Source organism: Nonomuraea indica (genome assembly GCF_002850745.1).
GTDB classification, from domain to species: Bacteria; Actinomycetota; Actinomycetes; order Streptosporangiales; family Streptosporangiaceae; genus Nonomuraea; species Nonomuraea indica.
On the sequence record NZ_KZ559486.1, the window covers coordinates 54673 to 73893 of the forward strand.

Genomic DNA, 19221 nt, shown 5'->3' on the forward strand with positions numbered 1-19221 from the left:
TCGTGACCCCCGGTGACATCTCGGGGGTTGCTGCGTGGGTGCGACAGGACGGGGTGCCGTGCTCGCCACGGCCCTGCTGGGGTTCGGGCTGGGGGCCGGGTGCGGCACCGAGCGGGCGGTGGGCCCGCCCTCGCCGGTGGCGTCCGCGCGGGCCCGGATCATCGTGGCGCCCTGCGTGCTGAAGGTGGCCGATCCGCGCGCCGGCCGGGCCGCCCGCGCCCGGCTGCTGCGTGACATCGACCGCTACCTGGCCGGACGGCCCGGCCGGATCGTCTTCGCCGCGCACGACCTGGTGACCGGCGTGCGGCTGGGCCGCGGGGAGCACGAGCGCGGCACCATCACGGCCAGCGGCGCCAAGGTGGACATCCTGGCCAGGCTGCTGGTGCTGCGCCGTACCGGGCCGGCGGCGGGGGAGCGGGAGCTGGCGTCCCGCATGATCCGCGAGAGCGACAACGCGGCGGCCGACACGCTGTGGGGGCGGGTGGGCGCGGGCGGCGGCATGAGCGGCTTCTACCGCCGGGCGGGGATGCGGGAGACCACGCCGGGGCCGAGCAGGTTCTGGGGCGGCACCACCACCAGCCCGGCCGACCGGATCAGGCTGCTGACCGTCCTGGCCAGGGGCGGGGCCGGGCTGAGCGCCGCGGACCGCCGCCTGGTGCTCGGCCTCATGAGCCGGGTCCGGCCGGAGCAGGCGTGGGGGGTCAGCGCCGCCGCCCGGCCCGGCGACCGGGTGGCGCTCAAGAACGGCTGGACCCCGCGGCCGTTCGTCCGCAACACGTGGGCGGTGACCAGCTACGGGCGGATCACCGGCCCGGGCCGGGACCTGCTGCTGTCGGTGCAGACCGACCAGCAGGCCGGTGAGGGGCAGGGCATCCAGGCCATCGAGGGGCTCGCCCGGCTGGTCGGCACCCGCCTCGCCGGCCTCGCCCCGCTCCGCTCCCGGCCCTGCGCCGCGCGCGCGGCGGCGTGACGCCCCCTCCTCACCCGGCCCCGCCCGGCCGCTCCGTGCGGCGGCGTGGCGCCCCTTCCTCGCCCGGCCCCGCCCGGCCGCTCCGCGCGGGTCAGGAGCGGGCGCGGGCCAGGACCTCCTCGGGGATCACCCTGGGCACGCCCCGGAGCCCGACGAACGCGAACACCGCCGTCACCACCAGCAACCCCGCCGTGACAAGCCCCGTGACGTGCATCCCCTCGACGAACGCCACCCGCGCCGCCCGCACCAGCGCGGCCGCCTGGTCAGGCGGCAGGGTCGCCGCCACCTCCATCGCCCCCGCGATGGACTCGCGCGCCGCCCCGGCGGGCACCCCGGCCGGCAGGCGCAGACCGGCGCTGTAGGCGCTGTTGAGCACCGTGCCGAGAACCGCGATGCCGAGCGCGCCGCCCAGCTCGAACGACGTCTCCGACACCGCCGCCGCGGCCCCGGCGCGTTCCCTGGGCACGGCGGCCAGCACGTTGTCGTTGTTGACGGTGAACGCGAACCCGATCCCCAGGCCGCCCACCAGCATCGCGGCCAGGATCACCGGGTAGCCGGCGTCCGTCCCGAGCGAGCCGTACACGAGGAACGCCCCGGCGTTCAGCAGCAGGCCCAGCGCCACGACGCCGTTCCGGCCGAGAGGCCCGATGAGCCGGGCCGCCAGCATCCCGCCGATCGCGCCGCTCAGCCCGCCCGGCAGGCCCGCCAGGCCCGCCTGCAGCGGTGACCAGCCGAGCACGAGCTGGAAGTACCAGGCGAAGATCAGCGACATGGCCATCATGGTGAAGATGGCCAGCAGGTTCGTGCCGATGGACGCGCTGAACGCCCGCCGCCGGAAGAGCCGCACGTCGATCAGCGGCTCGGCCAGCGTGCTCTGCCGCCGGCCGAACCAGGCCAGGCAGGCCAGCCCGAGCACGCCGGCCACCGGTACGTCCGCGTGCTCGACGCCCCTGTGCGCCGCCTCCTTGACCGCGTAGATGACCGCGACCACGCCGGTGAACGACAGTGCCACGCTGAGCAGGTCGATCCTTCCCGCGTCGGGGTCGCGCGACTCCGGCAGCACCAGGAGGCCGCCGACGAACACCAGCGCCATGATCGGCACGTTGACGAGGAACACCGAACCCCACCAGAAGCGCTCCAGCAACAGCCCGCCCACCACTGGGCCCACGGCGAACCCGGCGGCGCTCATCCCGCTCCAGACGCCGATCGCGGCGGTGCGCTCGCGGGCGTCGGTGAAGACGTTCCGGATGATCGACAGGGTGGACGGCATGATCGTCGCACCCGCCACGCCGAGCAGTGCCCGCGCCGCGATCAGCAGCTCGGCGTTCGGCGCGTACGCGGTCACCGCCGAGGCGGCGCCGAACGCGGCGGTGCCGATGAGCAGCAGCCGCTTACGGCCGATGCGGTCGCCGACGTTGCCCATGGTGATCAGCAGGCCCGCCAGCGCGAAGCCGTACACGTCGCCGATCCAGAGCAGTTGCGTGGCGCCCGCGCCGAGCTCGCCGACCAGCCGTGGCAGCGCCAGGTGCAGGACGGTGAGGTCGAGCGAGAGCAGCAGGGTCGCCAGGCAGGCGACCACCAGGGAGGACCATCGTCTCGTCATGCGGCCACCCTCGGCGACGCCGCTGACCGCCCGCCTACCGCCCGCTGACGGCGCCGCCCGGCGCCCCGCTTCCCGAGCCGCCCGTCGGCTGGTCCGGCGGCCTGTCCGCCGGATCGCCCTCCGGTGACGGCACCGCCGCCTCCAGTTCGCCGAGGCCGGCGAGGATGCGGCCACGGATGTCGGTCGCGCTGTACCAGTCCTCCGGGCACTCCGCCAGCGCCTGCTCCAGCCACCGGCGGGCCGTTCGCACGTCGCCGCGCCGCATCGCCATCTCGCCCAGCCCGGCGTGCGCCCGTGACATCGCCTCGCCGTGGCCGACCCGGCGCGACAGGTCGGCGGCGCGGAGGTAGTCGGCCTCCGCCCCCTCCAGGTCGTCCAGGGCCGCCTGGGCGTCACCCCGGCAGCAGAGGCTCTCGGCCATGTCGGGCGCCGACCCCAGCTCCTCGGCCACCTCCAGCGACCGCCCGGCCAGCTCGTACGCCTCCGCGTAGTCGTGCCGGTCGAGGGCCAGCGTGCCCAGCCCCGACAGCGCGAGCGTCGTGCCCCAGCGCTCGCCCAGCGCCGTGAACGCGGCCAGCGTCCGCTCGAACCCGGCTCTCGCCTCCTCGAGCCGGCCCTGCTCCTGCAGCACGAACGCGACGCCGGTGTGGGTGAGCGCCTCCGTCCAGGCGGGCAGCCTGCCGGCCACCTGGGCGTGCAGGGCCATGACCTGGTCGGCGTCACCCGGCGGTCCCACGAACGTCGGCAGCAGCATCGTGAGGAACTCCAGCCGCGCCGGCAAGTACCAGAGCGGGTCCATCCGCTGCAACCCCTCCAGCCGGGCCCGCAGCTCCGGGCCCGGCTCGCCGCCCCATGCCGCGACGAGCACGCACATCGCGTACTCCTGCTCCAGACCGGCCGGCGCGCCGCCGGGCATCCCGGCCAGCAGCCGGCGCGCCAGGGCCGCGCGCGTCAGCCGGTGGCCGCGCATCCACCAGTAGCAGGCCGCGTGGGCGACCAGCCGCAGGCCCAGCTCGGTCCGGCCGGCCTCGGCCGCCCACCGCACGGCCGCGTCGAGGTCGTCGTTCTCCCCGTCGAGGAGAGCCAGCCACTCCAGTTGTTCCGCCCGGCGCAGCCACGGGTCGGCGGTCGTCGCGAGGTCGAGGTAGAAGGCGGCGTGCGCCTCGCGCAGCGCGTCCTCCTCGCCCGCCTCGGCCAGCCGCTCGGCGCAGAACGCCTTGATCGTCTCCAGCATCCGGTAGCGACCCCCGGACACCTCCACCAGCGACTTGTCCGCCAGCGAGAACAGCACCTCCTCCGGCAGCCCGCACACCCGCTCCGCCGCGCCGGGTGTGGCGCCGTCGGCGAACACGGTCAGCCGCCTGGCCATCACCTGCTCGTCCTCGTCGAGCAGGTCCCAGCTCCAGGCCACGACCGCGCGCAGCGTCTGGTGCCGGGGCAGCGCCGTGCGGCTGCCCTTGGCCAGCAGCCGGAACCTGTCGTCGAGCCGCGCCGCCACCTCGGCCACCGTCAGCGTGCGCAACCGGGCGGCGGCCAGTTCGATGGCCAGCGGCAGCCCGTCGAGGGCGCGGCAGACGGCCGCCACGTGGGCGGCGTTGCCCTTGCCGACCGCGAAGTCCGGCCGGACCGCCGTCGCCCGGTCGGCGAACAGCCGGACGGCCGGGTAGTCGAGCGGGTTCGGCGCGCTGGGCGGCGGCAGGGGCAGCAGGGGGCTCACCGGCAGCAGCCGCTCGCCGGTGATGCCCAGCGCCTCGCGGCTGGTCGCCAGCACCCGCAGCCCCGGGCAGGCGGCCAGCAGCAGGTCGGCCAGCTCGGCGGCGGGCCCGACGACGTGCTCGCAGTTGTCGAGCACCAGCAGCAGGTCGCGTTCGGCGAGCGCGGTGACCAGCCGGGAGACCGGGTCGGGCGCTGCACGGTCGGGGCCGGCGAGCCGGCCCTCGCGGATGCCGAGCGCCGCCAGCACGGCGTCCGGCACGCCACGGTCGGCCGTGCCGCCCGCGAGCTGCACGAAGCAGACGTCGCCGGCCTCGCGCCCGGCCGCCTCCAGGGCCAGCCGGGTCTTGCCCGCGCCACCGGCGCCGATGAGCGTGACGAGCCGGGCCTGCCGCAACAGGGCGGCGACCTGTTCCAGCTCCGCACCACGGCCGACGAAGCTGGTGAGCTGCGCCCGCACCCCGGCCTTGCGCGCGCCCGGCACCCCCGCCGTCTCGCGTGACGGCGTGCCCGCTGTCTGGTGTGACGCCGCGCCGGCAGTCTCGTGTGACGGCGTGCTCGCTGTCTGGTGTGACGGCGTGCCCGCAGTCGCCCGTGACGGCGTGCCCGCCGTCTCGGGCGACTGCACGCCGGTGGTCGCCGTGCCCAGGGCCGGGTCGCCGCGCAGCACGGCCAGATGGGCAGCCGACAGCTCGGCGCCGGGCGCCAGGCCCAGCTCCTCGTCGAGGACGCGCCGCGCCTCCTCGTACGCGCCGAGCGCCTCCGCCTGCCGGCCGCTGCCGTACAGGGCGCGCATCAGCTGGGCCCGCGGCCGCTCGCGGAGCGGGTGGGCGGCGGTGAGCTGCCGCAGCTCCGCCACCAGCTCGCGATGGCGGCCCAGCTCCAGGTCGGCCTGCACCCGGTCCTCGACGGCCACCAGCCGCCTCTCCTCCAGTCCCGCCGCCGCGGCCGCCGCGAGCGGGGCGTCGGACAGCGCCGCGCCGCGCCACAGCGACAGGGCCTCGCGCAGCAGGGAGGCGGCCAGGCGGGCGTCGCCCGCGCGCAGCGCGTGCCCGCCCTCGCCGGCCAGCCGTTCGAACCGGCGGGCGTCCACGTCGCCGGGGTCGGCGGCCAGCAGGTAGCCGGCCGGATGGAACTCGATCCGGTCGCGGCCCAGCACCCGGCGCAGCCGCGACACCTGGGCCTGCAGGGCGTTGGCGACGCCGTCGGGCGGCTGCTCGCCGTACAGGCCGTCGACCAGCACGCCGGAGCGGACGACGCGGCCCACGTCGAGGGCCAGCAGTGTGAGGAGGCTCCGCATCCGGGGGCCGCCGAGGGGGATCTGCTCCCCGTCCTCGCCCACGACTCGGGTGGGGCCGAGGATCTCGAAGCGCATACCCCGATTATCCGGGGTGCGGCAGCATCGCGGCGATCTGTCCGTAGGTGGGCAACGGCACCGGAGCCTCTTCGCCCCGTACGGCCAGCACGGCCGCCAGCGCGCCGCGCAGCGCGGCCCGGTACGGCAGCGACCCGGTGCTGACCCTGGCCACGCCCGCCGCGGCGAGCCGGTCCAGGGCCGGGCCGTCCGGCTGGTGGAGCACGTTGAGCGGCAGCGGGGTGCTCGCCGCCACCGTCTCGATCTCGCGCAGGCCGGCCAGACCGGGGACGAACACGCCGTCGGCGTGCCCGTAGGCCCGCACCCGTTCCAGCGTGTCGCCGGTACGCAGCCAGCAGGTGTCGGTCCGGGCGTTGACGAACACGCCGTGGCCGAGCGCGGCCTCGATGATGCGCTGCTGGAGCGCGATCGGCCGCAGCGTGCCGTCGGGGCGGCCGTCCTCCAGGTTGACGCCCACGACGCCGAGCGCGGCCAGGGCCGCGACGAGGTCCGCGACCTCGGCGGGGTCGTCGCTGAAGCCGCCCTCGATGTCGACGGTGACCAGGACGCCGAGGTCGCGGATGGTCGCGGCCAGCTCGATCGTCTCGGCCCGGGTGGCGCCTGCGGCGTCGGGCCTGCCGTGCACGGCGGCCACGCCGAGGCTGGTGGTGCCGATCGCGGCGAACCCGTGGGCGGCCAGCAGCGCGGCCGAGCCGTAGTCCCAGGCGTTGGGCAGCACGAACGGGTCGCCGGGACGGTGCAGGTCGCGGAAGGTCACGGCGCCCGCGGTCATGGTGTCCGGGGTCATGGAGTCCGGGGTCATGGAGCCCGGGGTCGAGGTGTCCGGGGTCGTGGTGTCCGGGGTCATGGAGTCGGCCATGTCCCCACGCTAGGCGCGGATCGTTTCGACGGGTGACGAAGCATCTCAGGCGGCGAGCCGTCCCGATTCCGGAGCGGCCCCGGCGCGTTCGGCCGCGGGACCGGCGGAGCCCGGGGACCGCAGCGCGGCCGCGGGCCGGCGCCCGGCGGCGGCCGTCAGCGCCATGACGGTGACCAGGGCGATCTCGGCCAGCACCACGCCGCGCTGGAACAGCCCGTAGAAGGCGGCGCCGTCGATCGCCGCCGAGGTGAACGACGCCGGGTGCGCGAGCAGGAAGCCGGCCAGCGCCAGCGCCGACGTCACGCTCAGGGCCCGGAGCGCGTTGGCCCACGACGGGGACGTGTCCCGCCGGGCCAGCGTCCACCCCGCGAGGGGCAGCGCGGTGAACACGACGGCGGCGGCCCACCGGTGGATCTCCCCGGCCACCGTGCTGAGCTGCGAGACGCCGGGGTCGGTGGGGAAGACCGCGCACAGGAGCAGGCCTGCCGCGGCGGCCACCAGCAGCACCCGGGTGGCCGCGGTGCGGGCGGGCTCGCGGACCGTCAGCCCGTACGCCAGCCACAGGCAGGCCCCCGCGAGCGCCAGCAGGCCGGCCAGCACCGGCAGCATGCCGCCGGGCACGAGCGCGTAGTCGCTGAGCAGCGGCTGCTCCGGCAGCGTCACCTGGGCGTAGCCGAACGCGCCGGCCGCCAGCAGGGCGCCGCCGACCGGGCCCGCGACATCACCGCGGACGCTTCCCGGGGCCGGGTCGTGAACCGTCATCGCGTCACCTCGTCATAGATCTGCTCGAAACGGGCGAGAGAGTGCTGGTGGTCGTGCGTCATCGCCAGCTCGCGGCTGGTCCGCCCGAGCCGGGCGCGCAGCGGCTCGTCGGTCAGGATGGCGGTCAGGTGCCTGGCCAGAGCCATCACGTCGCCGGGCTCGAACAGGTAGCCGTTGCCGTCCACCAGGTGCGGCAGCGCCATCGCGTCGGCCGCCACCACGGGCAGGCCGCTGGCCATCGCCTCCAGCGTGGCGATGCTCTGCAACTCGGCCACGCCCGGCATGGCGAACACGTCGGCCGCGGCGAACGTCTGCGGCATCTCCTCGTCGGGCACGAATCCCAGGAACGACACCCGCTCGGCCACGCCGATGCGCCTGGCCAGCCTCTCCAGCTCGGGCCGCTGGTTGCCCCGGCCGACGAGCGCGACCTGCGCGTCGGTGACGTTGAGCACGTACGGCAGGGCGCGGATGAGCTCCGTCAGGCGCTTCTCCTCGTCCAGGCGGCCGACGAACAGGACGGTGGGCCGGTCGGGCAGGCCGAACATCTTGCGCGCCCACTGCTTCGGCTCGGCGTGCGGGCGGAATCTCGCCAGGTCGATGCCGCAGGACACCGGTTCGACGTCACGGCCGAACCCCTGCTCGCGCAGCAGGCCGGCGGCCAGCGGCGTCGGCGTCGTGATCCGGTCGGCGCGGTCGAAGATCCGCGCGAAGTCGCGCCAGGCGAGCCGGCCGGCCCTGGCCCGCAGCCGCTGGGGGATGTGACCGAACTGGAAGAGGTTGTCGGGCATGAAGTGGTTGGTGGCGACCACGGGCACCCCGCGGCGGCGGGCGGCGGCGATCGCGGCCCGGCCGACGACGAAATGGCCCTGGGTGTGCAGCACGTCCGGGTCGACGGCGGCCACCAGCCGGTCCAGCCGGGCCGGCACGGTCACCCGCATGGTCGGGTGGACCAGGACCGGGGCGGAGCGCAGCCGGTGCACGACCACGCCGTCCACCACGTCGGCGGTGGCCGGCCCGGTGTCCGACTGGCAGACGACGTGCACGTCGTTGCCGCGCTCGGCCAGGCCGGTGGCCAGGCGGTGGGTGAAGTACGCGGCGCCGTTCACGTCCGGCGGGTAGGTGTCGGTGGAGATCAGGATGCGGCGGGGCCGCACCGGGACGGGGGCGAGGGCGGCGTGGTCGGCGGCGGTGCGGGGCAGCGGTACGGCCATGGGAGACTCCGTTTCGCAGGTGGACGCGGACCGGCGCGGGGAGGGCCGGAGCGACGACAGGACAGGACGGGACCGGCACGACAGGACAGGACCGGCACAACGGGACAGGACTGACAGGGCAGGGTCTGCGGGACCGGGCCGGGGGGAGGGGCCGGGGGGGCGGCGATCAGGTCAGTGGCGGGCCTCCAGCGGAGTGGTCCGGGCCAGGGCGACGGTTCCCGCCGCCGTCAGCGCCGCCGCCACCACCGGCACCACGCCGGTGGGGAGCGGCTCGCCGAGTAGCAACGCGCCGAACGCCACCGCCGTGAGCGGGTCGGCGATCTGCAGCGAGGCGAACGACACGCCGAAATGGCCGACGGCGTACGCCCGTTGCAGCATCATCAGCGCGAGCAGGGCGGGCACCGGCAGCGCCAGCAGGTACCACCAGTTCCAGGCGCCGTCCACCAGCACCCGGACGAGTGTGGCGGTGGCCCCGTAGAGCACGCCGGAGCTGGTCGCGAGCAGCGCCGCGCGGCCCGCGGGAGACGCCGCCCGCGAGCCGGCCCACAGCAGCACCGCCGCCGCGCCGGAGACGCCCAGCAGCGTCAGCACGCCGGCGGGCTCCAGCCGGGTCGGCCCGTCGGACTCGGGCACCAGCAGCACCAGCCCGACCAGCCCGCTCGCCACCACGGCGGCGGCGGCCAGCTCGCGGCGGGACGGCCGGCGGCCGTGCAGCGTGGCCGCGATCGGCAGCGCGAACAGGAGACTGGCCACGCCCATCGGCTGCACGACCGTCAGCGGTCCGAGCCCGAGGGCGACGATGTGCAGGCCGCCGCCCACCAGGATGGACCCGCCGCCGAGCAGCCAGCGCGGCCGGCGCAGCAGCGCGAGCAGGCCCGGCCGGGCCGCGCCCACCGCCTCGAACTGCTGCAGGGCGGCGCCGAGCGCGAAGAACAACGAGCCGACGAGCGCCACAGCCGCGGCCAGCACTGTCATGCCGTCTCCTCTCACAGGGATGGTCACCGGGCAGGGTCAAACGGACATGTCCACCGGGGGTCGCTCAGCGGAAGCCTGGGTGGCGCGCCGCTTCCTGACCCAGCGCACGAGCTCGACGATCCCGGTGACGGACACCGCGATGCCGAGGCCGAGCAGCAGCCCCTTGACGGGGTCGTTCTCGAACGCCATCCCGCCGAAGAAGCCGATCAGCCCGGAGTACACCGCCCACGAGGAGGCGGCGATCGCGTCGAAGAACGTGAACGAGCGCAGCGGGTAGCGCACCGCGCCCATGGTCAGCGTGGTGGCGGTCCGGCCGCCGGGGATGTAGCGGGCCACCACGAGCACCAGCCCGCCGCGCTCGGCCAGCGCCTCCCGTGCCCACACGAACGCCCTGCGCTCGCGCAGCCGGGCTCCCGACCTGTTGCCGATCAGGTACGAGGTGTGGTCCCCGGCGAAGGCGCCGACGGCGGCGACCAGGATCACCAGGGCCAGGTTCGTGTCGCCGGACGCCGCGAAGACCCCGGCGGTGATCACCGACGTCTCGGCGGGCACGATCGGGAAGAACCCGTCGAGCACCGCCAGCGCGAAGATCGCCACGTACAACCACGGTGACGACATCACCTGGTGCACCAGGTCGAGGATGGCGTGCGACATACGTGTACTCCGATCGTTGAGGCACCTCGAAGCCTGACGGCGTGAGGTGGCGTTGGACATCGGGGAATCCCCCGGGTCGAACGCGGGCCATGCCCCGAGAGAGATCAGGGCCCGTACCTCAGGACGGTAGGAACTCCGCAGGTCACGGCACATCGGACGATTGGTACGCACCACCCCCGACTTTGGTCGGGGCCGGAACCATGGCCGTCGATGACCACACCACCGATCCAACCGGCCCGCGGCCCGCGGGGCAGGAGTGCACGTATCCGCCTTTGGGGTGGAGCCAGCCCCACCCCACCGCGGGCCCTCGCCCCACCACCCGCCGCCCACCACCCGCGCCCACCGCCCACCGCCCACCGGCCACCGGCCCACCGCCCACCGGCCCACCGACGCATCGCCCCCACGTGCACCGGCTCGCCCGGCCCCCACTTTCGTCAGGGGTGCGGGCTTACCCCCGGCGGGGTCGCGCCCGCCCCGCCGCCCGGTAGCGTCGCCCCGTGAAGCACCTGCGCCGCCGGACCCGCGCCCAGTGGGCCCGTGACCTCCTGCTGTGGCTCCTGCTGTCGGCGTTGATCGCCGCCATGGGGCCCGACCCGCTCACCGACGCGGCGGAGTTCGCCGTGCGGACCGGCCCGCTGATCGCGCTCGCCGGGGTGGCCGTGCTGGTCGGCAGGCCGTGGCCGCTCGCCGCGGTGCTGGTGCTGCTGCCGTTCGGGCCGTGGCGGTTCGACGCGGGGCTCGCCACGTCCACGCTGGTGTGGCCGGAGCCGCTCCCTTACGTGAAGATCCTGCCGATCCAGCCGGTGACGTTGTCCGTCATCTGGTACGCCTACCTGGCCGGCCGGCGCACGGCGGGCACCTGGCCGGCCCCGGCGGCGCTCGTGCCGCTCGCCCTGGTCGGCGTGGGCCTGGTGGTGGCGGAGGGCGGCGGCCTCGGGCTGTGGATCACCATGACCACCGGGCTGCTGGGCGCGTACGTGCTGCCGTACCTGGTGGGGCTGCTGCGACGCCGGCTCGTGCAGCAGCGCGAGCAGGCCAGGCTCTCGGCGGCGGCGCGGGCGAGGCTGCGCGAGCGGGCCAGGATCGCGCGCGAGATGCACGACTCCCTCGGCCATGACCTGGCCCTCATCGCCGTGCGCGCGGCCGGGCTGGAGATGGCGCCGGGCCTCGGGCCGGCGCAGGTCGAGGCGGCGGGAGAGCTGCGGGTGGCGGCGGCCGAGGCGACCGAGCGGCTGCGCCAGATCATCGGCCTGCTCCGCGACGACGCCGACGCGGACGCCGGGCCGCCCCTGGCTCCGGCGGGGGAGGACGTGGCCGCCATCGTGGAGCGGGCCCGCGCCTCCGGCCTGCCGGTCACGCTCCGGCACGACCCCTCCGGGCCCGCGCCCGCCCTCGCGGGCGCCGTGGTGCAGGAGGCCCTGACGAACGCGGCCAAGCACGCGCCCGGCGCGCCGGTCACCGTCCTGGTGTCGCCGCACCGGGTCGTCGTGCGCAACGGCGCGCCCCGCTCCCGCCCCACGGCCGTGCCGGGCGGCCTCGGCCTCGCCGGCCTGGACGAGCGCGTACGGCTGGCGGGCGGCACGCTCACCGCCGGCCCCAGCGGCGACGGCTACGAACTGGCCGCCGAACTCCCCTGACGGGCCGTCCCCTCCCCTGGACGGGGGAGGCGGTTCCCCTCCGGGCGGGAGGGAGCGCGGCGCCCGGCAGGCGAGCCTGAAGGCATGACCCGCACGAAACCGTCCATCGGCCGCGTCACCGCCGCGATCGTGACGATAGCCGCCATGCTTCCCTACCTCACCCTCAAGATCCTTTGGATGGCCGGCAACCCGCTGGGGCTCGACCCGGCGTTCGTGGACGACCCGACCGTGGTCGCGCTCAACGCGATGACGTTCGGCATGGACGCCGTGGGGCTGGTCATGGCGCTGGCCTTCACCATGCGGTGGGGGATGCGCCTGCCCGCCTGGCTCGTGCTGCTGCCCCTGTGGGTCGGCACGGGTCTGCTGTCCGTCATCGTGGTCACGGCGCCGCTGGGCGTGCTCGTCGAGGGCGCCGACGTCCTGCCGGACGCCGGACCGATCCAGCCGTGGGTGATCATGGTGGTGTACAGCGGGTTCGTGGTGCAGGGCGTCGGCCTGATGATCTCCTTCGCCCTCTACGCCCGGGACCGCTGGCCGCACGTGCTCACCGCCCCCGTGGCCGACCGGCCCCTCACCTCCACGCTCCCGTTCCAGGCCGTGGTGGCGAGGGGGGCGCTGCTGTTCACCCTGCTGATCGGCGGGATCCGGCTCGCCTGGGCGTTCGGCGTCAGCGCCGGGCTGCCCGGCGTGGCCGACGACTACTCGCCGTCGTCGGCGCTTCTGGACGGGTTCAAGGGCCTGCTCGCCATCGGCGCGGGCGCTGCCCTGCTCGCCATGGTCGCCGGCGCGGGACGCGCCCCGTTCTGGAAGCCGCTGGTCGTGGCGTGGCTGGGCAGCGGCGCGATGTTCGGCTGGGGCCTGTACGCGATGATCGTCACCGTCACCGGCGGGCCGCTCGGCGGGAACTCGCCTGGCCTGGTGGGCGTGGTGCAGCTGTTCGAGACGCTGACGGGCCTGGTAATGGGGATGTGCGGGGCGTTCCTGCTCGCCGAACGGTCGCGCCGGGCGGCCGGTGGGTCAGGCGGACGCCACGTGCAGGCGGCCGAGCACGCGCTTGAAGGCGAAGATCGAGAAGGCGATCGCGCACCCGCTGATCACGGCCACCGCTGACGTCCGCAGCAGCATGAACGTGCCGAGCGACTGGTGCAGCGCGAGCCAGATGCTCACCGTCGAGTTCGCCAGCAGCACAAAGGCCCACAGCAGCGTGATCCGGGCGAAGAACCGGCGCATCCGCTCGTGCTTGAGCACCGCCGACGGCAGATGGATGTAGTCGAGCGTCAGCTTCTGCACGAGCGGCCGGTTCAGCCGCACCGAGGCGAGGAACGCCATGCTGATGCAGATCGTGCCGAGCTCCGGCTGGATGAAGTACACCACCCAGCTCCCCGTCCAGAACCCCACCAGCGCCCGGACCGTCACCGCGATCGCCGCGAGGAACATGGTGGCCGGCACCCGGATGCCCCTGACGAGCCGCCAGGCCACCCCGAGGTACACCCAGGAGACGGCCGCGATGAGCGCCCCGGTCAGCCCGAGCACCGCGAGCGCCGCGTAGAACACCGCGAGCGGCGCCACCACCCCCTCCAGCAGCCGGGGGACGGCCTGGCGGGCGAGGGACGTGAGACGTGGCAGGGTGATCGCAGGATGGTTCAAGGCTGCTCCGCGGGTGGGCCGGTCGGCCGTCGACGTCCGGCGACTACCCGCGTTTCGGGTGGTCAGGCCTGCCGGTCGGCCGATACGGGGTGATTGCGTGCTTACCCCGGCGCACCCGAGGGCGGCGCGCCGGTGGCCTACCGTACCCGAGGGTCCGGGATGCCACTGCGTCTTCTGACACGTTCCAGCCCCAAGACCACCCATCCGGGTGGTGTCCGGATCACCCGCCCAGGGAGGCGGTGGCGAGCTTGGCGCCGAACCCGACGAACAGCGCGCCCACTCCCGAGGTGAGGCCGGCGCGCAGCCGGCGGCGTGCCCTGAACTGCCTGGCCAGGAACGTCCCGCCGAAGATCAGCGCCGTCAGGTAGAGGACGCTGAACACCTGGACGATCGCGCCGAGGACGAGGAACGACAGCGCCGGGGTGGCGTACCCGGGGTCGACGAACTGGATGAAGAACGAGACGAAGAACAGGATCGCCTTCGGGTTCAGCAGGCTGATCGTCAGCGCCTTGCGGAACGGCCGGGACGCGCGGGCCGCCACGACGCCGCTCCCGGTCCCGTCGGCCGCAGGGGCGGAGCCGGACGCGCCGCGCCAGGCCCGCCAGGCGCCCCGGATCATCTGGAACCCGATCCACGCCAGGTAGCCGGCCCCCGCGTACTTCACGACCGTGAACAGCGCCGGGTTGGAGCGCAGCAGTGAGGCGGCGCCCGCCGCGGCCAGGGCCATCAGCACCGTGTCGCCCGCGAACACGCCCGCCGCCGCCCGGTAGCCCTGCCGGACACCCTGCTGGGCGGCCAGGCTGAGGACGTAGAGGGAGTTGGGGCCGGGCAGCAGGATGATGAAGAAGGCCCCGGCGACGTACGTCCAGATGTCGGTGATCCCGAAGAACACGCCCTGACCTCCCCACACAGATGCCCACACGGATGACGACATATCACGTTATCGCGCGGCGGGGGCACCACGGCAAACCGGCGATCTGACCGCTCCAGTCAGATTGGGTCTTGTCCGTTGACAGGCATCGGCCTACGCTCACCCTTGCTCGTTAGTTAAGTTTCCTAATAAACGAGTAGGAGCCCCCCATGCCCCGATTCGCCCGACTCGCGACCGCGGCCGTGGCAGCGCTCGCCGCCGCCTCCCTGCACGCGCCCACCGCCCAGGCGACCACCCCCCGACCCGCCGAGCAGCCCGCCGAGCAGCCCGTCCAGCAGCCCGCCGAGCAGCCCGTCCGGCAGGCCGTGACGCCGGTCCAGGCCAACGGCCGGCTCCGCGTCTGCGGCCTGCGCCTGTGCAACCAGAACGGCAAGCAGATCCAGCTCCGCGGCATGAGCACGCACGGCCTGCAGTGGTACCACCAGTGCCTCAACGCCGCCTCGCTGGACGCCCTGGCCGGCGACTGGAGAGCCGACGTCCTGCGCATCTCCATGTACATCCAGGAAGACGGGTACGAGACGAACCCGCGGCTGTTCACCGACCGGGTCCACAACCTGATCGAGCAGGCCACCGCCCGAGGCATGTACGCGATCGTCGACTGGCACATGCTCACCCCGGGCGACCCGCACCACAACCTGTCGCGGGCCAAGACGTTCTTCACCGAGATAGCCCGGCGGCACAACGGCAAGAACAACGTCCTGTACGAGATCGCCAACGAGCCCAACGGCGTCTCCTGGTCGAGGATCAGGAGCTACGCCCACCAGATCATCCCGACCATCAGGCGGCACGACCCGGACGCCCCGATCCTCGTGGGCACCCGCGCCTGGTCGTCGCTGGGCGTGTCCGAGGGCGCGAGCGAGAGGGAGGTCGTCGACAACCCGGTCAACGCGACCAACATCATGTACACCTTCCACTTCTACGCGGCCACGCACGACGGCCTCTATCTCGACACCCTGCGCCGGGCCGCCGACCGCATCCCCGTCTTCGTGACGGAGTTCGGCACCCAGAGCGCCTCCGGCGACGGGGCCGACAACTTCACCCGGTCGCAGCAGTACCTCGATCTCATGGCGCAGAAGAAGATCAGCTGGGTCAACTGGAACTACTCCGACGACCACCGCTCCGGCGCCGTCTTCACCCCCGGCACCTGCCCCGGCGGGCCGTTCGCCGGCACCTCCCGGCTCAAGCCGGCCGGCGCCTGGGTCCGCGAGCGCATCCGCACCGCCGACGACTTCTGAGCGCGGGCCCGCGGATTTGGGCCTTCACCGCGGCACGCTTCGTCTTCACTCTCGGTTCAGGCGCGTGTCAAACCCCCGACTCGCGCGCCTGAGGAGGACCAGGTGAAACGCCGATTAGTCATCCTGCTGGCCGTCCTGGGACTGGTCTGCCTGACCGGCGCGACCGGTGCCGGAGCCGCCGCCGAGCCGCCGCCGAACAGGCAGTATCGCGTGCAGGGGCCGGCCGACGCCAAGCAGCGCAGCGCCGTGGCCGCGACCGGCGCGGCGATCGACGAGGTGGCGAAGGACTCGGTCCTCGTCACGGCCACGGAAGCCGAGGTCGCCGCGATCGCGAAGCTCGGCTACCGGGTCACGGAGGTGCCGCGCCCGTTATACCCGTCCGGTGCCAGGATCAATGACTTCCCGCCATCGGACTCCGGCTACCACAACTACGCGGAGATGAACGCGAACATCAACGCGCTCGTAGCCGCCCGGCCGAACATCGCCAGCAAATTCGTCTACGGCACCTCGTACGAGGGCAGGCAGCTCGTCGGCGTGAAGATCAGCGACAACGTCGGCACCGACGAGGCCGAGCCGGAGGTGCTCTTCACCGCCCACCAGCACGCCCGCGAGCACCTCACGGTCGAGATGGCGCTGTACATCATGCACCTGCTCGCCGACAACTACGGCACCGACAGCCGGATCACCAACCTGGTGAACACCAGGGAGATCTGGATCATGCCGGATCTGAACCCGGACGGCGGCGAGTACGACATCGCGACCGGCTCCTACCGTTCGTGGCGCAAGAACCGCCAGCCGAACAGCGGCTCCTCGGCCGTCGGCACCGACATGAACCGCAACTGGGCCTACCAGTGGGGCTGCTGCGGCGGCTCGTCGGGCTCACCCTCCAGCGACACCTACCGCGGCACGTCCGCGGAGTCGGCGCCCGAGGTCAAGGCCGTGGCCGACTGGGTGCGCGGCCGCGTCGTCGGCGGCGTGCAGCAGCTCAAGGCGCACATCGACTGGCACACCTACAGCGAGCTCATCCTGTGGCCGTACGGCTACACCTACAACGACACCGCGCCCGGCCTGACCCAGGACGACCGCGACGCGCACGCCACCCTGGGCCAGAACATGGCCGGCACCAACAACTACACCCCCGAGCAGGCCAGCGACCTCTACATCACCGACGGCACCATCGACGACTGGCTGTGGGGCGCGCACAAGATCTTCAGCTTCACCTTCGAGATGTACCCGACGGGCGCGAGCCCCGGCTTCTACCCGCCGGACGAGCAGATCGTCCCGCAGACCACCCGCAACCGGGAGGCGGTGCTCCGCTTCCTGGAGTACGCCGACTGCGTCTACCGGATCATCGGCAAGGAGGCCCAGTACTGCGGCACCGGCAACCCGCCCCAGACCGTCTACTCCGACACCTTCGAGTCCGACACCGGCTGGGCCGTCAACCCGGGCGGCGCCGACACCGCCACCACCGGGCGGTGGGAGCGCGGCGACCCCGAGGCCACCAGCTCGTCGGGGGCCAAGCAGCTCGGCACCACGGTCAGCGGCAGCAACGACCTGGTGACCGGCCGCCTCGCCGGCGCCTCGGCCGGTGATCACGACATCGACGGCGGCGTCACCTCGATCCAGTCGCCGCCGATCGCGCTGCCCACCGGCGGCACCCTGTCCCTTTCCCTGTCCGCCTACCTCGCGCACGGCTCCAACGCCTCCAGCGCCGACTACCTGAGGGTGCGGGTCGTCGGCGGCACCACGACGACCGTGCTCCAGCAGGCCGGCGCGGCCACCAACCGCAACGGCGCCTGGGCCCTCACCACGGCCGACATCTCCGCCCACGCGGGTCAGACGGTCCGCATCGTCGTCGACGCGGCCGACGCGTCCGGCGCCTCCCTGGTGGAGGCCGGAATCGACGACGTCCGCATCACCCGCACACCCTGACAGCCGGCACCAGGGCCGCCCCGCGCCCTGCGGGGCGGCCCACCGGCCCCCTCGGGCGCCGACGGCGGGTGACATTCCCGTTTCCTTGGGTCTTGTAAGGACCGGCTGTCAAGGCTACGATCGCGACAACTCTTAGGAAACTTTCCTATAAATAGCCGCGGCGATGACCGTGCCGTACGGCTCCGCGCTCTCACCCCCCGGCGCGGGCCGTACGGCACACCCCTTGAGCCCAGCCCGACCCCCCAGACCTCAGGGAATGCCATGACACTCCGTCGCCTGCTCCTCGCGTTACTGGCCGCACTCGCCATGCTCGCCACCACGCTGGCCGCGACCGCGCCCGCCGCCGCGCACGGCGCCGTGACGGCCGCCGCGCCGCAGTGGCAGCCCAACACCGCCTACACCGCCGGCACCCGCGTCACCTACAACGGTCAGGACTACGAGTGCATCCAATCGCACACCTCCCTGACCGGCTGGGAGCCGCCCAACGTGCCCGCCCTGTGGAAGCCCGTCGACGGCGGCGGCGACCCGGGGGCGCCCCCGGCCCCCGGCGCCCCGGCCGTCACCGGGACGACCAACAGCTCGATCAGCCTGTCGTGGGGCGCCTCGACCGGCACCGTCACCGGCTACCGCGTCTACGAGGGCGCGACGGTCAGGGCCACGACCGGCGGCACCTCCGCGACGATCGGCTCGCTGGGCTCCTGCACCACCCACACCTACACGGTGCGGGCCTACAACGCGGCCGGTGAGTCGCCGGCCAGCGCGTCCGTGACCGGCACCACCGGCGGCTGCACCGGCGGCGGCGACCGGATGCCCGGAGCCCCCTACCTCTACATGGGCTGGGGCAACCCGCCCGCGCCCGCCACGGTCATGAACGCCACCGGCGTCAAGTCGTTCACCATGGCCTTCATCCTGTCGAGCGGTGGCTGCACCCCCGCCTGGGACGGCCAGCGCCCGCTGACCGGCGGCGCGGACGCCCAGGCCATCTCGGCCGTCAAGGCCGCCGGCGGCAACGTGCAGATCTCCTTCGGCGGCTGGCAGGGCAACAAGCTGGGCCCCAACTGCTCCACCCCGCAGGCCTTCGCCGGCGCCGTGCAGCAGGTCATCAACGCCGTCGGCCCCGCCGTCGTCGACTTCGACATCGAGAACACCGACGAGTTCGAGAACTACACCGTCCAGGACCGCATCCTCAACGGCCTCAAGATCGTCAAGCAGAACAACCCCGGCGTCAAGGTCGTCGTCACCTTCGGCACCACCAGGACCGGCCCCAACGCGCACGGCATCCGCCTGATCAACCAGTCGAAGGCGCTCGGCGTCCCCATCGACAACTACACGATCATGCCGTTCGACTTCGGCAGCTCCAACATCTACCAGGACACCGTCAACGCCGCCGAGGGCCTCAAGACCGCGCTGAAGAACGCCTTCGGCTGGAGCGACGCCCAGGCCTACGCGAAGATGGGCATCTCCGGCATGAACGGCCTGTCCGACCAGCAGGAGCTCACCACTCCGGCCACCTGGACCCAGATCCGCGACTGGGCCAGGAGCAAGGGTCTGACGAGGCTGGCGTACTGGTCGGTCAACCGCGACCGGCCGTGCCCCGGCGGCGGGGTCGTCTCCCACTGCAGCGGCATCTCCCAGACCGACTGGGAGTTCACCCGCATCACCGCGGGCTTCTGACCCCCCTCCCGGCGTGGCGGGCCGCCGCCCGCACCGGCGGCCC

Annotated in this window: 15 protein-coding genes; 6 read left to right on the top strand and 9 right to left on the bottom strand. The window is 73.9% G+C overall.

Annotated elements, in window-relative coordinates; genetic code table 11:
• Nucleotides 1-34 precede the first annotated feature (34 nt).
• A complete protein-coding gene (locus CXR44_RS33995) occupies nt 35-970 on the top strand; it encodes a serine hydrolase (RefSeq protein WP_144070187.1) in 936 nt (311 codons plus the stop codon).
• A gap of 91 nt (nt 971-1061) precedes the next feature.
• Here the strand turns inward: CXR44_RS33995 and CXR44_RS34000 are convergent, their stop codons facing one another.
• The 7 genes from CXR44_RS34000 to CXR44_RS34030 form a co-directional block, all read right to left on the bottom strand.
• Nucleotides 1062-2573, bottom strand: a complete 1512-nt coding sequence (locus tag CXR44_RS34000) for an MFS transporter (RefSeq protein WP_101790254.1) — start codon at nt 2571-2573, stop codon at nt 1062-1064.
• 34 nt (nt 2574-2607) lie between these two features.
• A complete protein-coding gene (locus CXR44_RS34005) occupies nt 2608-5661 on the bottom strand; it encodes an AfsR/SARP family transcriptional regulator (RefSeq protein WP_101790255.1) in 3054 nt (1017 codons plus the stop codon).
• A gap of 7 nt (nt 5662-5668) precedes the next feature.
• Nucleotides 5669-6520, bottom strand: a complete 852-nt coding sequence (locus CXR44_RS34010; RefSeq protein ID WP_245899755.1) for an isocitrate lyase/PEP mutase family protein — start codon at nt 6518-6520, stop codon at nt 5669-5671.
• 45 nt (nt 6521-6565) lie between these two features.
• A complete protein-coding gene (locus tag CXR44_RS34015; RefSeq protein ID WP_101790256.1) occupies nt 6566-7282 on the bottom strand; it encodes a DUF998 domain-containing protein in 717 nt (238 codons plus the stop codon).
• Nucleotides 7279-8493: a glycosyltransferase gene (locus CXR44_RS34020; RefSeq protein WP_101790257.1), complete on the bottom strand. Its 1215-nt coding sequence runs from the start codon at nt 8491-8493 to the stop codon at nt 7279-7281. The genes CXR44_RS34015 and CXR44_RS34020 overlap by 4 nt, the downstream gene beginning before the upstream one ends.
• A 171-nt stretch (nt 8494-8664) precedes the next feature.
• Complete coding sequence (locus CXR44_RS34025; RefSeq protein ID WP_245899757.1) at nt 8665-9468, bottom strand: DMT family transporter; 804 nt, start codon at nt 9466-9468, stop codon at nt 8665-8667.
• A 36-nt stretch (nt 9469-9504) separates the two neighbouring features.
• Nucleotides 9505-10122, bottom strand: a complete 618-nt coding sequence (locus tag CXR44_RS34030) for a DedA family protein (protein ID WP_101790259.1) — start codon at nt 10120-10122, stop codon at nt 9505-9507.
• Nucleotides 10123-10619: 497 nt separating this feature from the next.
• Between CXR44_RS34030 and CXR44_RS34035 the strand changes: the two genes are divergently transcribed.
• Both CXR44_RS34035 and CXR44_RS34040 read left to right on the top strand, forming a co-directional pair.
• Nucleotides 10620-11759: a sensor histidine kinase gene (locus tag CXR44_RS34035; protein WP_101790260.1), complete on the top strand. Its 1140-nt coding sequence runs from the start codon at nt 10620-10622 to the stop codon at nt 11757-11759.
• An 84-nt stretch (nt 11760-11843) separates the two neighbouring features.
• A complete protein-coding gene (locus CXR44_RS34040) occupies nt 11844-12869 on the top strand; it encodes a hypothetical protein (protein WP_101790261.1) in 1026 nt (341 codons plus the stop codon).
• Here CXR44_RS34040 and CXR44_RS34045 read toward each other — a convergent pair.
• Entirely contained in the window at nt 12777-13406 is a 630-nt protein-coding gene (locus tag CXR44_RS34045; protein WP_101790262.1) for a VC0807 family protein, read from the bottom strand. The two genes, CXR44_RS34040 and CXR44_RS34045, sit on opposite strands and share 93 nt — an antisense overlap.
• A gap of 220 nt (nt 13407-13626) precedes the next feature.
• A complete protein-coding gene (gene leuE / locus CXR44_RS34050; protein WP_101790263.1) occupies nt 13627-14298 on the bottom strand; it encodes a leucine efflux protein LeuE in 672 nt (223 codons plus the stop codon).
• 188 nt (nt 14299-14486) lie between these two features.
• Here leuE and CXR44_RS34055 point away from each other — a divergent pair, with 188 nt between their 5' ends.
• The 3 genes from CXR44_RS34055 to CXR44_RS34065 all read left to right on the top strand — a co-directional run bounded on the left by CXR44_RS34055 (nt 14487) and on the right by CXR44_RS34065 (nt 19178).
• Complete coding sequence (locus tag CXR44_RS34055) at nt 14487-15572, top strand: cellulase family glycosylhydrolase (RefSeq protein WP_101790264.1); 1086 nt, start codon at nt 14487-14489, stop codon at nt 15570-15572.
• Nucleotides 15573-15674: 102 nt separating this feature from the next.
• Nucleotides 15675-17504 carry a M14 family metallopeptidase gene (locus CXR44_RS34060; protein ID WP_101790265.1) on the top strand — a complete coding sequence of 610 codons (1830 nt, stop codon included), beginning with the start codon at nt 15675-15677 and terminating at the stop codon, nt 17502-17504.
• A 261-nt stretch (nt 17505-17765) separates the two neighbouring features.
• Nucleotides 17766-19178 (top strand): carbohydrate-binding protein, encoded by a 1413-nt coding sequence (locus CXR44_RS34065; protein WP_101790266.1) that lies wholly within the window; start codon nt 17766-17768, stop codon nt 19176-19178.
• Nucleotides 19179-19221: the final 43 nt, after the last annotated feature.